11 protein-coding genes are annotated in these 13,495 nt (G+C 65.5%); 3 read left to right on the plus strand and 8 right to left on the minus strand.

What is annotated here, in order from left to right; all coding sequences use genetic code 11:
- Positions 1–71: 71 nt before the first annotated feature.
- On the plus strand, positions 72–1,364 hold the full coding sequence (locus P7F60_RS17840; RefSeq protein WP_277919094.1) for an FAD-binding oxidoreductase: 1,293 nt from the start codon (positions 72–74) through the stop codon (positions 1,362–1,364).
- A 64-nt stretch (positions 1,365–1,428) separates the two neighbouring features.
- Here the strand turns inward: P7F60_RS17840 and P7F60_RS17845 are convergent, their stop codons facing one another.
- From P7F60_RS17845 to P7F60_RS17855, 3 genes are read right to left on the minus strand one after another with little or no spacing between them, the layout of a single operon-like run.
- On the minus strand, positions 1,429–2,664 hold the full coding sequence (locus P7F60_RS17845) for an SDR family NAD(P)-dependent oxidoreductase (RefSeq protein WP_277919095.1): 1,236 nt from the start codon (positions 2,662–2,664) through the stop codon (positions 1,429–1,431).
- Positions 2,661–3,842, minus strand: coding sequence for a thiolase family protein (locus P7F60_RS17850; protein WP_277919096.1), 1,182 nt, complete (start codon positions 3,840–3,842; stop codon positions 2,661–2,663). Before P7F60_RS17850 ends, P7F60_RS17845 begins: the two co-directional genes overlap by 4 nt.
- Complete coding sequence (locus P7F60_RS17855; RefSeq protein WP_277919097.1) at positions 3,839–5,470, minus strand: AMP-binding protein; 1,632 nt, start codon at positions 5,468–5,470, stop codon at positions 3,839–3,841. Before P7F60_RS17855 ends, P7F60_RS17850 begins: the two co-directional genes overlap by 4 nt.
- A gap of 137 nt (positions 5,471–5,607) precedes the next feature.
- On the opposite strand from P7F60_RS17855, the gene P7F60_RS17860 reads away from it, so the two are divergent.
- Positions 5,608–6,495, plus strand: a complete 888-nt coding sequence (locus P7F60_RS17860) for a LysR substrate-binding domain-containing protein (RefSeq protein ID WP_277919098.1) — start codon at positions 5,608–5,610, stop codon at positions 6,493–6,495.
- A gap of 189 nt (positions 6,496–6,684) precedes the next feature.
- Positions 6,685–8,187 (plus strand): aldehyde dehydrogenase family protein, encoded by a 1,503-nt coding sequence (locus P7F60_RS17865; RefSeq protein ID WP_277919099.1) that lies wholly within the window; start codon positions 6,685–6,687, stop codon positions 8,185–8,187.
- A 21-nt stretch (positions 8,188–8,208) separates the two neighbouring features.
- On the opposite strand, the gene P7F60_RS17870 is transcribed toward P7F60_RS17865, so the two are convergent.
- From P7F60_RS17870 to P7F60_RS17890, 5 genes are read right to left on the minus strand one after another with little or no spacing between them, the layout of a single operon-like run.
- A complete protein-coding gene (locus P7F60_RS17870) occupies positions 8,209–8,694 on the minus strand; it encodes a MarR family winged helix-turn-helix transcriptional regulator (RefSeq protein ID WP_277919100.1) in 486 nt (161 codons plus the stop codon).
- Positions 8,681–9,199: a MarR family transcriptional regulator gene (locus tag P7F60_RS17875; protein WP_277919101.1), complete on the minus strand. Its 519-nt coding sequence runs from the start codon at positions 9,197–9,199 to the stop codon at positions 8,681–8,683. The genes P7F60_RS17870 and P7F60_RS17875 overlap by 14 nt, the downstream gene beginning before the upstream one ends.
- Before the next feature lie 38 nt (positions 9,200–9,237).
- Positions 9,238–9,726, minus strand: coding sequence for a thioesterase family protein (locus P7F60_RS17880; protein WP_277919102.1), 489 nt, complete (start codon positions 9,724–9,726; stop codon positions 9,238–9,240).
- The gene (locus tag P7F60_RS17885) at positions 9,723–11,288 is read right to left on the minus strand and encodes an indolepyruvate oxidoreductase subunit beta family protein (RefSeq protein ID WP_277919103.1); all 1,566 of its coding nucleotides are present in this window, start codon (positions 11,286–11,288) and stop codon (positions 9,723–9,725) included. The genes P7F60_RS17880 and P7F60_RS17885 overlap by 4 nt, the downstream gene beginning before the upstream one ends.
- Position 11,289: 1 nt before the next feature.
- Positions 11,290–13,443: an indolepyruvate ferredoxin oxidoreductase subunit alpha gene (locus tag P7F60_RS17890; protein WP_277919104.1), complete on the minus strand. Its 2,154-nt coding sequence runs from the start codon at positions 13,441–13,443 to the stop codon at positions 11,290–11,292.
- Positions 13,444–13,495 lie beyond the last annotated feature (52 nt).

A 13,495-nucleotide genomic window follows, 5' to 3' on the forward strand; every position in this document is an offset into this window, starting at 1 on the left:
GCAAGCGCGCGGGGGCGGCTTCCCGCCATTCCGCGCGCTCGTTTCGATGTTTCCATTCAAGGATGCGAGCCGTGGCTCCCGTTATCGTTCCTGTCCAGACCTCGCCCGATCTTCCCCAATCGACGACGGTCGTCGTCATCGGCGCGGGGATCGTCGGCCTGACCGCAGCACTTTGCCTTGCGGAGCGCGCCGTCCCCGTCGTCGTCCTGGAAAAGGGCCGCATCGCAGCGGAGCAATCCTCCCGCAATCTCGGCTGGATCCGCAAGATGGGCCGCGAGAAATTCGACGTTCCGCTGTCGCTGGCCTCCGACGACCTGTGGACGCGGATGCCGCAACGGGTCGGCGCGGATGTCGGTTATCGCCAGGCCGGGATCATGTATATCGCACGGACGCAAAAGGAGATGGCCGGCCATGAAGGCTGGCTGCGCTCGGTCTCCGAACGGTCGCTGGATTCGCGGCTGCTGAGCCCGGCGGAGATCGACCGCATGGTTCCCGGCGGCACGGGGCAGTGGGCCGGCGGGATCTATACCGCCTCGGACGGACGGGCGGAACCGCAGATGGCTTCCAGCGCCATCGCCGCCGCAGCCCTGGCCAATGGCGCGGTCATCGTTGAAAACTGTGCGGTGCGGGCCTTGTCGCTTGCCGGCGGGCGCGTGCACGGGGTCGTGACCGAGCGTGGCGAAATCCGTTGCGAGAGCGTCCTTCTGGCCGGCGGCCTCTGGTCGCGCCGCTTTCTCGGCAATCACGGCGTGGCGTTGCCGACGCTGCCGCTTGTCGCGTCGGTGCTGCGCACCGCACCGATGGAAGGGCCGTCCGATATCGCCGTCGGCGCCCCTGATTTCTCGTTTCGCAAGCGGCTGGACGGGGGTTACACGATCACCCAGCGCGGTGCGCTGTTCGCGCCGCTGATGCTCGACCACCTGCTGATCGGCCACCGGTATCTGTCGACGTTGAAAGCCCAGTGGAAGAACGTCCGCATCGCTTTCGGGGAGGAATTTTTCAGGGATTTGTCGTTGGGACGGCGCTGGAGTGCTGCGCGACGCTCGCCTTTCGAGCGGCTGCGCACCATGGACCCACCCGTCAATGACGCATTGAACCGGGAAGCGCTTCACAATCTCGGGCAGGCCTGGCCGGTTTTCCGCGATCTCCGTATCAGCCAGAGCTGGGCGGGAATGATCGATGTGACGCCGGATTCGCTGCCGGTCATTTCGCCGGTGGCCTCGCTTCCGGGACTGACGCTGGCGACCGGTTTTTCCGGCCATGGGTTCGGCACGTCGCCCGCCGCCGGCCAGCTTGCCGCCGAGTTGATCACCGGGGATGCGCCGATCGTCGACCCCGCGCCCTATCGCTTCGACCGCTTTTGAGGCGCGGACGCCCCGCCGGGGCAGGAACGCGCAAGCGTCCGCCCAGGATCGTTGCGCGACGCGGTCATTGGCCGTTCTCGCGCTCCAGGGCCTTCGGATTGGCGGCGAGCCTTGCCTGGATGTCGCGCGCGATATCTCCGATATAGATGTCCTCCAGTCCCCGGCGAAGCCCGTCAACGACCGCACGCGAAAGCTGCGACGGCGATGTCTTCGGCGGGGGCACGCGCTGGTACCATTCGCCTTCCACGGGACCGGTAAAGGCGTTGAGAACCCGTATGCCGCCGGGGCGCAGCTCGGCGCGCAGCCAATGCGACAGCGACAGGCAGGCCGCATGTGCAACCGAAACCGGGCCGAATTCGGGATGGGCGCCAAGCGCATAGGCCGAGAGGATGTTGACCCATGCAACGGCTGAGTTCGGCCCGGCCGGGCCGCGCGCCATCATCGTCGGCCCGAAGGCTTGCGCCAGATGCGCCGTCGCCGCGACCGTTGCATCCATTGTTTCCATCAGGCAGCGCGGGGCGTCCCTCTCGAAGAGATGCACGGGCCGGACATGGTCGGCAGTGTTGATCAGGATATCCACCTCCGCGCCGATCGCAGCGGCAAGTGCGGCGACCGATCGCGCATCGGTGAGATCGAGGGCAACGGGCGTGACGTTGTCCGTCGCGCGCAACAAGGCACCGCCGTCAAAGACCTCATCCGGATCGGGCAGCCCGACATGGACGGATGCGGCGCCGGCCTGCAGCAGGGCGCGCGCCAGCGCAGGCGCCGCCGGATGGCGTCCGTCGGTGATCAGGATGCGCCGGGACCGGGGATCGGCGGTCATTTCCTGCCAGGCGGGGTCGTCCTGCATGTTCGGTGTCTCCGTTGCCGGTCGGGCAAAGACCACGGGTTGCCCGGCCTTGTCGAGTTGCAGCGACAGACGAACCCGCTCGCCCTCGACACAATCGCGATGCAGATGGACGATGATGGGCGGCCCGCAATCGGCCGTGACCAGCCCCTGTCTCCAGGGCAGGTGCTCGCGAAAATAGGGATCGACGCTTGCATGGATCGTGGTGGAGGAGACGAGCAGGCCGCCTTCCGGCGCATCGACGAATTCGAGCGCCGGGCACAGGCATTTCGGGCAGGCATCGCGGGGCGGATAGGTGAAGCGAGCACAGGCGGGGCAGCGTTGCAGGGCAAAGCGTCCCTCGGCCGCCGCGTGCGTCAATCCGTGGGCGGTGCGGCTTCGGTTTGCCGGCGGCAGAGGCGGCGCGCCCGCCGGCGTGGCCTTGGGCGCTTCGGGGCCAGGCAGTTTCGTCATTGCGTTTCTCCCCACAGGATCACGGCGCCGGAGGACAGGCCGCGGTCATAATTGATCATGCCGAAGCCGGATGCGAGGCCGATACGCGCCTGCTCCACCTGCGTCGGCCCGGCCCGGCCCGTAACCTGGCGCAGGCATTCGACGATGCCGAGATGGCCGCCGGCCGCTCCCGCCTGTCCGGCGGACAACTGGCCGCCGGAGGTATTGTGCGGGAAGCTACCGTCGATTTCGAAGGAATGGCTGCGCACGAAATCCGGCGCCTCGCCCTTGGCGCAGAAGCCGAGATCCTCGAATTGCATCATCGAAATCACCGGATAATCGTCATAGGTCTGGACCACGTCGATTTCGGATGGCGTGATGCCGGCCATCGCATAGAGTTCGCCGACGTCGCGCACCCAGCCGCCGCGATATTGCACCTCGTCCTCGGCAAAGGCGTTGTGGCGCTCGATGGTGGAAAGTATGCGCGCGAAAGGCAATCCGAGCGCGCTTGCGGTTTCCTCGCGCATGATCAGGAAAGCCTCCGCGCCGGCGCAGGGCATGACGCAATCGAACAGATGCAGCGGCTCGGCGATCGGCCTTGCCCTCATATAGTCGTCGAGCGTCAACGGCGTCTTCATCAGTGCATGCGGGTTTTTCAAGGCATTGGCGCGCTGGGCGACGCACAGCTTGCCGAAATCCTCGCGGCGGGCGCCGAAGCGGTTCATGTAATAGCGTGCGATCAGCGCAAAGCTGGCATTGGCCCCGCCTGCGCCATAGGGGTAGGACGCATCCTGGGCGAAGCGCGAGAAATGCGCGACTGTCTTTCGAAACGTATCGACCTGGTTGGTATCGCCGGCGACGCAGGCGACGATGTCGGCATCGCCTGCCTGTACCGCGCGGGCCGCCCGGCGCAATGAGACGATCCCCGCCACCCCGCCCATCGGCACATGGTCGAGCCAACGCGGCGACAGGCCGAGATGCTGGGTGAGGCCGACGGCGCTGTCCGGCGCGGTGGTGAAGCTTGCCATGGCAAAGCCGTCGATGTCGCGATGGTCGATGCCGGCGCCTTCGCAAAGCCCCTTCAGGGCGCGCGCGATCCACCAATGGGCGCTTTCGATGGAATAACGCTCATAGGGAACGGAGACCGGAACGGCAGCGACGATACCGTCATAGGATTTGCGCACCGGTTGCCGGGTCATGACGCGGAGCCCGGTTTGCGCCGCAGGGCGGCCTTGAGCGCGCGCAGGTCAAACGCATTTCCGCGCTCGATGCGCCCGGCGGCCATCGCCTTGATCTCGCCGCGCTGCAATTTCTGGGTGGACCCCAGCGGCAGAGCGTCGACGAAGACGATATAACCCGGCAGCTTGTGATAGGCCAGACGCTCAGCGGCCTCGCGAACCAGGTCTTCCGCAAGGCTTTCCGGCGCATCGCCACCGGCAGTCTCGGCCTGGACGATGAAGGCGAAGACCTCCTCGCCGCGCAACGCGTCCGCAACCGGCGTCACCGCCACCGCCTTGACCGCGGCGCTGGCCGAAAGCGCGGCTTCCACCTCCAGCACGGCAATGTTCTCGCCGCTGCGGCGCACGATGCTCTTCTTGCGGTCGAAGAAGTAGAGAAGTCCCCTGTCGTCCTCGTGAACGATGTCGCCGGTATGGAACCAGCCGCCGGTCCAGGCCTCCTCGGTCGCTACCTCGTCCTTCAGATATCCGCTGAAGAAGCCCTGGCGCGGATCCGCTCCGGCGGCGCGGACGATCAGTTCTCCGGGCGTGCCGAGGGGCACAGGTCGGCCGGCATCGTCGACGATGCGGTGGTCCATGCCCGCGCGCGGACGTCCGATGCAGCGCAGGCCGGGCGTATAGTCGTCGCGCGCCGTCGTGGTCGTGGCCCGCCCGCCGGTTTCGGTCATTGCCCAGGCTTCGACGATGGGAATGCGATAGCGCGCCTCGAACTCGATCTTGTGCTGCGCATCGACGCCGGGGCCGAACGAGAACCTTACCGTGTGATCGCGGTCGAAAGGCGAGGGCGGCAGGCGCAGCAGGATCGCGGGAATGACGCCGAGGCAATGGACGATGGTGGCTGACGACTGGCTGACCGTCTCCCACCAGCGGCTGGCATGGAACCGGTCGAGCGGCACGAAGGCGCCGCCGCAGACGATCATGCCGAGAGCGGTACAGCCGAGGGCGTTCATGTGGAACATCGGCAGGGGTGTCAGCGCCAGTTCCGAGCGCTCCCGGATGGCGGCGATGCCGCCCTGGGTCACATACCAGTCGGCAAGCGTCATGAAATAGGCGTTGGACAGCATGCAGCCTTTCGGTTTGCCGGTGCTGCCGGACGTGAACAGCAGGGCGCATTCGTCATCCGCAAGGCCATGCTGGCGCGATGCCGGGTTGCGCGCTGGCGGCGGCGGATCGCCCGCCTCGATGACGGCAAGGCCGTCGACATCGAGGCCTTCCAGCGTGGCAGCGTCTTTCGACAAGGCGACCAGCAGCCCGGTTTCGGACAGCGAAAGCTGATAGTGCAATTCGCCCGGCCGCAGATCCGGATTGACCGGAACGATGGAGACGCCGAGCCCGTTCAGCGCCAGCCAGTAGGCGAAGAATTCCGGACGATTTTCGAGCAGCAGCGCCACCCGGTGGCCGGCGCCGTAGCCTGCCGCGGCAAACATCGCCTTCAGCCGGGAGACGGCCGCGAACATCTCCCCATAGGAGAACGTCAGGCCGTCCGGCGCATAAGCAAGACGCGCCGCCTTCGGCAGGACGATGAGCGCATCGTCGGGATGCTGCCGGGCCCGGTGCTCCAAGACCAGATAGGGAGAGAAAGCGTGCATGGGCAATCCTTTCGCCGTCACCGGAAGGGTCGGAAACCCGCAATCGGGACGGGGCTGCCAACAGGGATAGGATCGCGTTCGCGCAGGGTCCAATATTTTTGCTTGCCGGAAACGATAGCGAACTGGTATCGATCCCCATGGATCTGAGACAAATCCGATATTTCTTGGCCGTGGCCGAGGAGGAGCATTTCGGCCGCGCCTCCGAGCGTATCCGCATCGCCCAGCCGGCGCTCAGCCGGCAGATCCAGTTGCTGGAGGCCGAACTCGGGGTGACCCTGTTCGACCGGCTGCCGCGTGGGGTGAAGCTTTCCGTCGCCGGCCGGACCTTTCTCGCGCATTGCAGTCAAATCATGGCCGACCTCGGCCATGCGGTCAGCGAAACGCAAGCCGTGGCGCGGGGCGAAGCGGGCGTTCTCAAGCTCGGCTTCATCGAGGTCGCGGCCTGGAACGGCGTCATCCCGGCGACGATCATGGCCTTCCGTCACGGTTATCCCGGCGTTCGCCTGGTCCTGAACAGCCTGAGCGGATTGGAGCAACTCGAAGGCATCCATGATGGCCGGATCGATGCGGGCTTCCTCTACAATCCGCCGCCTGATCCGCTTCTCGCCATCCGCCCGGTCGCGCGCCACACCGTGCTTCTGGCGGTACCAAAGGACTCGGCGCTTTCCGGACGGGCGTCGGTCGACGTTCGCGAGCTGGTCGATCAGCCCGTCATTTCGTTTCACCGACGCGAAAGCCCTGTCTATCACGACGAATTGCATCGCGGCCTGTTCCAGGCGGGGGTGGCGGTCGATGTGGTGCACGAAGCGATCAACGAGGCGGAAATGCTGGCGCTGGTGACCACCGGCATGGGCGTCGCCCTTGTCAACGAATGCCAGAAATGGCGCCCGCCGCATGGCATCAGCCTCCTTCGCGTCGACAATCTCGATGTCGGCCTGGATCTGGCTTTGGTCTACCGGCGCGACCACACCGTCCCGGCTCTGGCCCGTTTCCTCGCCCTGCTTCCCGATCAGACGTCCTTCTGAGAGCAGGGCGATAAGACCCTTCCTGGCTTTCATCGCATTTCGATATCGGTTCACGCCGTCGAAATTATTGGATCTTCCCGGTTGCAGGTGCTTGGTTTGGGCAGACGACGACGCCGCCACGAACGGAGCGGCGGTTCATATCGGTGCAGGCCGGAGCCGACCGAACCGGGAGTGATGGATATGTTTGCGATGATCGAAAGGGCCGGCGGCCCGGCGGTGCGGATCCCGGCCGGCCGGCTGCTGATCGGCGGGGCCTGGTGCGAGGCGATCGATGGGCGCACGATCGCGGTCTACGATCCGGCGACGGAGGAGAAGATCGCCGATATCGCCGTCGCCTCCGCCGCCGATGTCGGTCGCGCCGTCGAGGCCGCGCACCGCACCTTCGAAAGCCGCGTCTGGCAGAAGCTGCGCCCGCTCGATCGCGGCCGGCTGCTCGAAAGGCTGGCGCTGCTCGTCGAGCGCGATGCCGAGGAACTGGCGCGGCTTGAAACGCTCGACAATGGCAAGCCTTTCGCCGTGTCGCGAAATGTCGACATGAAATTCGCCATGGATGCCCTGCGCTATTACGGTGGCTGGAGCTCGAAGATATCGGGCGAATACATCGCCCTGTCGCCGTTTTTCGACGACGGCGGCACCTACAGGGCCTATACCGAGCGCAAGCCGGTCGGCGTCGTCGGCGGCATCACGCCGTGGAATTTTCCGATGGGGCAGGCGATCCAGAAGATCGCGCCGGCCATCGCCTTTGGCTGCACCATCGTGCTGAAACCCTCCGAGGAGGCTTCGCTGACGACGTTGCGGCTTGGCGAACTCATTCTCGAGGCGGGGTTTCCCGAAGGTGCGGTCAACATCGTCACCGGTTACGGCCACGAGGCCGGGCAGGCGCTGGTCGACCATCCGCTGGTGCGCAAGATCGCCTTCACGGGTTCGACGGCGACCGGCCAGAAGATTCTGGAATCCTCGGCGCGGCAGATGAAGCGCGTGACGCTGGAGCTTGGCGGCAAATCGCCCGCCATCGTCCTTGCCGATGCCGATCTGAACAGGGCAATCCCAGGGGCGGCGAATGCGATCTTCCCCAACTCCGGGCAGGTCTGCACCGCAGGCTCCCGGCTTTTTGTCGAAGCGTCCATCTATGACGAGGTCGCGCGCGGCGTTGCCGAGATTGCCCGCAACCTGCGGCTCGGCAGCGGCTTCGATCCCGTAAACGAGCTTGGGCCGCTGATTTCCGCCCGCCAGCTGGAGCGGGTGTCTTCGCTGGTTTCCAGCGGCGTCGAGGAGGGCGCGCAACCGCTGTGCGGCGCCGGGCGCGCCGCCGGGAAGGGGTATTTCTTCCAGCCGACGGTGCTCTCCGGCGCCCGCGCGGACATGCGCATCGCGCGCGAGGAGGTCTTCGGCCCCGTGGTGCTCGCCATGCCGTTTACCGATTTGCGGACGATCAAGGCGCTGGCCAACGATACGGTCTACGGCCTGGGCGCCAGCATCTGGACGCGCGACCTCAACAAGGCGCATCTGCTCGCCGACCAGATCGACGCCGGCACGGTCTGGATCAATACCCACAACATTCTCGATACGGCGATGCCGTTCGGCGGCACCAAGATGTCGGGCCTCGGTCGCGAGTTCGGATCGGAAGTCATCCACGCCTATACCGAACCGCGCGCCGTCTGCATGCGCCTCGACGGCGCCGGGCTGGCGTGATGCGTGCGCCGCCGCCGGGCGTCAGCCTTGAGCGCCGGGTGCGCGGCGTGCCTCGAGCTTGCGCAGGACGTCGATGCAGGTCCTGAGTTCATCCGGGGCCAGCCCGGCGACGAAACCGGCATACATCGCGTCGATCGTCGGCGCGATCTCGCGTAGTTTGCGCCGCCCGGCGGCGGTCAGCGCCACGGTGCGCACCCGCTGATCCTTTTCGGAAATCCGGCGCACCACCACGCCCTCGGCGACCAGGCTTTCGATCACGCGGCTGGCGCTCGACTGGTCGATCAGGGAAATCTCCGCGACCTCGTTGACGGTCATCTGCCCATGCGCATGCAGCGACGACATGATCCGCATCATGGCTTCGGTCCAGCCGAGTTTCTGCAGCGCACCGGTCTGGAGAGCGGACCAGTCCCGCGCCAGGCGATTGAGCAGATAGGGCAGGTAGTTTTCCATCTCCTCGCGCGTCGCGAAGGGAAAACCCTGGCGCCCGCCGTCGTCACGGCCTGTCATCGCGGCGTCCGTCGGCGTCATTGCCCTTGACCAGCGCCTTCAGCCCTTCCGTCAGCCTGTCGATCTGCGGCGTCGGCGACGAGGCCATGGCGGCGGCCACGACCTGGCGATGCACGTCGAGCGCCTCCTCGAAAACGCGTCGGCCATGGTCTGTCAGACGGGCGCGAAACGAACGCCGGTCGTCCTTGGTCATTTCTTTATGAAGATATCCGTCCTTGCCGAGGCGGGCGATCAGTCCCGAGACGTTTCCATTGCTGACCTTCAGCTTGCGGGAAAGCTCGCCCATCGCCAGTCCTTCCGGATAGCGATGAAGATGCGATAGCACGTCGAATTTGGGCACCGACAGGCCGAAACGCTCCGAGAGCGCCGTATTCAGGTCGGCATAGACGATCCGGTGCAGGTTGAGAACCTGCAGCCAGAGACGCGTTTCTGCGGCGCGCCGTTCGGCGTCCGGCACATTCGAGAGGGCTGACTCCTGCGAGCCGGGGTCATTTGCGGCCAACACTGATCGTACCGTTTCCTGCCTTGATCCTGCGCTCACATCTAGCGTTTCGCGCCCTGCGAGTAAACAGTCAGCGCCTGGCGGATATCGTCCGGGATCGGGATCGACCGGTGGATGTCGAGCGCGGTGGCCACGGTCACGAATTGCCCACGCAGCGCTTCGTCCTCACCCTTGAAGGCATGCAGCGTCAGCGTATAGGACTTCCCGCCGATGCGGGTCACCTCGACCACGATCTCGATTTCCTCGCCCATCATGCAGGGAATGAAGAAGGTGGCGGCGGCGGAAGCGTAGCCGAGACCGGTGCGGCGCGCGCCGATGATATCGTAATAGCTGATGCCGAGCGCCTCGCCGAACCATTGCTCGATCGCCTGGTTGAAGACATCGAAGAATTTCGGCGTGTAGACGATCCCGGCCGGGTCGCATTGTCCGTGCCGGAAGGTCGCTCTGGTCGACCAGAGGCCGGCCGGAAGGTCGGAACGCTTCATCGGCCGCGCCTGGGGGTCGGATGGGGGATTGGTGGTGATCGTCATCGTATCGTCTCTATTGTCCTGATGGCCCCGTCGAGGCTGTCGTGAGAGGCATCCTTCACGGCCGCCGACAGCAACAGGCCGGCCCACATGGCGGCATCGTCCCGGTCGGCAATCGTCTGCGTCGTCTTCATCACCTTGTCGAATTTCGACAGGCTGCGGACATGGGTATCAGAATAACCCTTGATCAGCCTGCGAAATTTCAAAATTGCGACCGCCAGCGCATAATTCGTTTGCAGCGCCGCGCTTGCCGCCGACAGCCAGTCCTCCCGGTGACGCGTTTCCGTCTGGTGACGCAGCGACCAGCGGCGGGTGGGCCGCATCGCCCCCAGCAGGGCCAGCGCCAAAAACCAGCGCAGCGAATAGGTGCTGACCCGGCGGCCCTTGTCGATGCGCCGGTTCGCCCAGTCGTAGAAGCGCCGGTGGCGCAGGAACCAGCGCGCCAGCGGCGCGGGCATGGCCGAGACGAACTCCTCCATGCGCGGATGCATGTATTCCGTCGTGCGGACGATCTGCTCGGGGCGGACGCCGAGTTCGGTCCGGATCCTGTCGCGCCGCGCCGTCCTTGTCTTCGAACGCGCCACGCGAATGAGATCGTCATAGACCATGGCATTGGCCAGATGCTTGGCCGCCTCGACGGTGAAGGCGAAGCCGTGATCCGTTCCACCGGCCGCCGCGTCGCGCGCATGAAGATCGGCCAGGCGCGAAAGATATTCCTCGCCATAGGCGGCATCCTGGAAGTCCACCACCTTTTTCAGGCCGAGGAATGCCATGTCGTGCGCCTCCTGCGGCAGCGTTGCGCGCAGCGTTTGCAAGAGCGCATCGGCTCTTCTGTCGGCGAGCCGTTCGGGAAGTTTCGCCGCAGCGGCAGCCGACGGCGGCTCGGAGGGCGGCGCGCCGTGCATGGCCCGATCGAAGGCGGCGTCGAAAGTGGCGAGGCTGGCCTGAATGCCTTTGCCGCCCTGGCGGATGATCCCCTGAAAGGCCTCGCGCGCGAAAGGCAATGTCGCGGAGGCCGCCAGCGCCCCGAACAGAGCGGCCGAAATCACGCTGCCGTGATCGATAGCCACCGCGTTCATGTCGAAGACGATTTGGCGGCGCGCGGCGATATGCACGGCGTCGGCGACCGCGCCGTTGTCGGCGATGCCTTCGCCGGGCGCCATCTTTTCGGTCACGGCCAGGGTGCGGTGGCTCGAGGCGATCAGCACCGTCCTGTCCGGCGTGACGATGCCGCGCAGGATGGAGCGTCCAGCCTCCATGTATTCGGAGGCGATGACGACATCGACATCGCCGGGCGTCGGCATCTGCGCCAGGATCGGACGCCGGCCGCCGAGACCGGCGGGCATCATCTCGATATAATAGATGGTCGCGCCGGTTCGCTGGGCGACGCCCGGCACCGAGGTCGACTGCGCGATCCAACCCTGGCCCTCGGCGAGCGCCACGATCCAATCGGTCAATACGCCGCCGCCCTGGCCGCCCATGGCGACGATGGCGATGGAGATCGGCCGTTCGCTTGGCCCGCCGGCCGGTTTGAGATCGAGCTTGACGGTTTCGTCCCTGATCATGTCATGCCTCGAAACAGATGGCCCGGCGATCCTGCCGGCGTTGCAGGAAGGCGATCACCGGCGCGGCCAGCCTTTCCTTCAACCGGTCCCAGCGCGTCGGATTGTGGATGACGTCGGCCTGATAGAAGGAGGGGCACAGCACCGCGGCATCAGCGACCTCCCCGCAATTGCCGCAGGCAACGCAGCTGTTGTCGATGCTCGCCACCGGATCGTCGCGCAAGGGATCGTCGAGCTGCTTGACCGACAGCGACGGACAGCCGGACAGGCGGATGCAGGCGTGATCGCCGGTGCAGACCTCCTCATCGACGCCGAAGCGCGCCGTTACGGTGCGTGCGCCCGCCTTGATCGCCTGCGCCACCTTCGGCTTTTCGCGCCGCTGCCGGTTCAGCATGCATTCGGAGGAGGCGACGATGATCTTCGGCCCCTCTTCCTTCGTCGTCAGCGCTTCGCGAAGGACGGCGCGCATGCGCGTCACGTCATAGGTGCGGTCGACCTGGCGCACCCATTTCGCCCCGATGCCCTTCACGGCATCGACGATGGAGTTGTTGGTCTTGCGACGCTTGTTCAGGGCGCGGGACGAGAGGATGTCCTGCCCGCCCGTGGCCGAGGAGTAGAAGTTGTCGACGATGAGGAAGACGCCGTCATGCTTGTTGAACACGGCGTTGCCGATGCCGCTGGTCAGGCCGTTGTGCCAGAAGCCGCCATCGCCCATCACGGCGATGGCGCGCTTTTCCGCCTTGACGTTGAAGGCGGAGGCGGAGGCCGCTCCGAGGCCGAAGCCCATCGTCGTCGCCCCGATATTGAAGGGCGGCAGGATCGAAAACAGATGGCAGCCGATGTCGGCCGAGACGTGATGGGCGCCAAGCTCCTGCTCGACGAGCTTCATCGCGGCGAAAATCGGACGTTCGGGACAGCCGGTGCACAATCCCGGCGGACGGGCGGGGACCGCCTCCTTCAGCCGGGCGATCGCAGGGCTCGCCATCAGCGGCGCTACGTCCGGCTTCGGCGGCCGGTTGCCGAGCCGGGCCGGATCGAAATCCTCCAGAAAGGCTTCGATGCCTTTCGTCAGGACAGCGGCGGTATAATCGCCGCCCATCGGCAGATAGGCCTTGCCGCGCACCTGCGCCGCAACCGCCGCCCGCGCAAGAACCGTGGTGATCGACTGTTCGATATAGTCAGGCTGGCCTTCCTCGACCACGAGAACGGCATCGAGCCCCCGGCAGAAGTCCTCGACTTCGTCGGGAATCGTCGGATAGCCGACATTCATCACGTAAACGGGAAGCCGGACATCGCCATAGGCGTCGCTGAGGCCGAGAAACTGCAGCGCCCGCACCAGACTGTTATACATGCCCCCCTGGACGATGATGCCGGTCCTTCCGCTCCGCTCCCCGAAGAATTCGTTCAGGCGATGGCTGCGGATGAAATCGATGGCTGCCGGCAGGCGTTTCCTGATCTTTTCCTGCTCGTGCTCATAGGCGGCGGGCGGCAGCACGATGCGGTCGAGATTGCGTTTCGGATTGTTCAGCGCGTCGGCGATGGTGAAGGCCGGGCGGACATTGTCCCTGGCGACGAAGCTGCCGGTCATATGGCAGGAGCGCACCCGCACCTGGAGCATCACCGGCGTGTTCGATGCTTCGGAGAGTTCGAAGCCTTTTTCGATCAGGTCGACGATGCAGGCATGGTCGGGTCTCGGATCGAGCAGCCACATCTGCGATTTCATCGCGAAGGCGTGGGTGCGCTCCTGCATGATCGAGGAGCCTTCGCCGTAATCCTCGCCGACGATCACCATGGCTCCGCCGGTGACGCCGCCGGAGGCCAGATTGGCGAGCGCATCGGAAGCGACGTTGGTGCCGACGGTGGATTTCCAGGCGACGGCGCCGCGCAAGGGATACATGACGGATGCCGACAGCATGGCCGCCGCCGTCGCTTCGCTGGCCGAGCTCTGGAAGTTGACGCCGAGTTCGTCGAGGATGTCGTTGGCATCGGCCAGCACGTCCATGAGATGCGAGATCGGCGAGCCCTGGTAGCCGCCGACATAGGAAACGCCGGCCTGCAACAGCGCTTTGGTAATGGCGAGAATGCCCTCGCCACGGAATATGTCGCCTGCGCCGAGCCGCAAATGCTCGACCTCCCTGGCAAAGGACCGCTCCGCCATCTCCGCCTCCCATAATATGTATGATCATACATAACTTTACATATAAAATATT

Origin of the sequence: Rhizobium sp. YJ-22 (assembly GCF_029601685.1) — a bacterium.
GTDB lineage: Bacteria > Pseudomonadota > Alphaproteobacteria > Rhizobiales > Rhizobiaceae > Metarhizobium.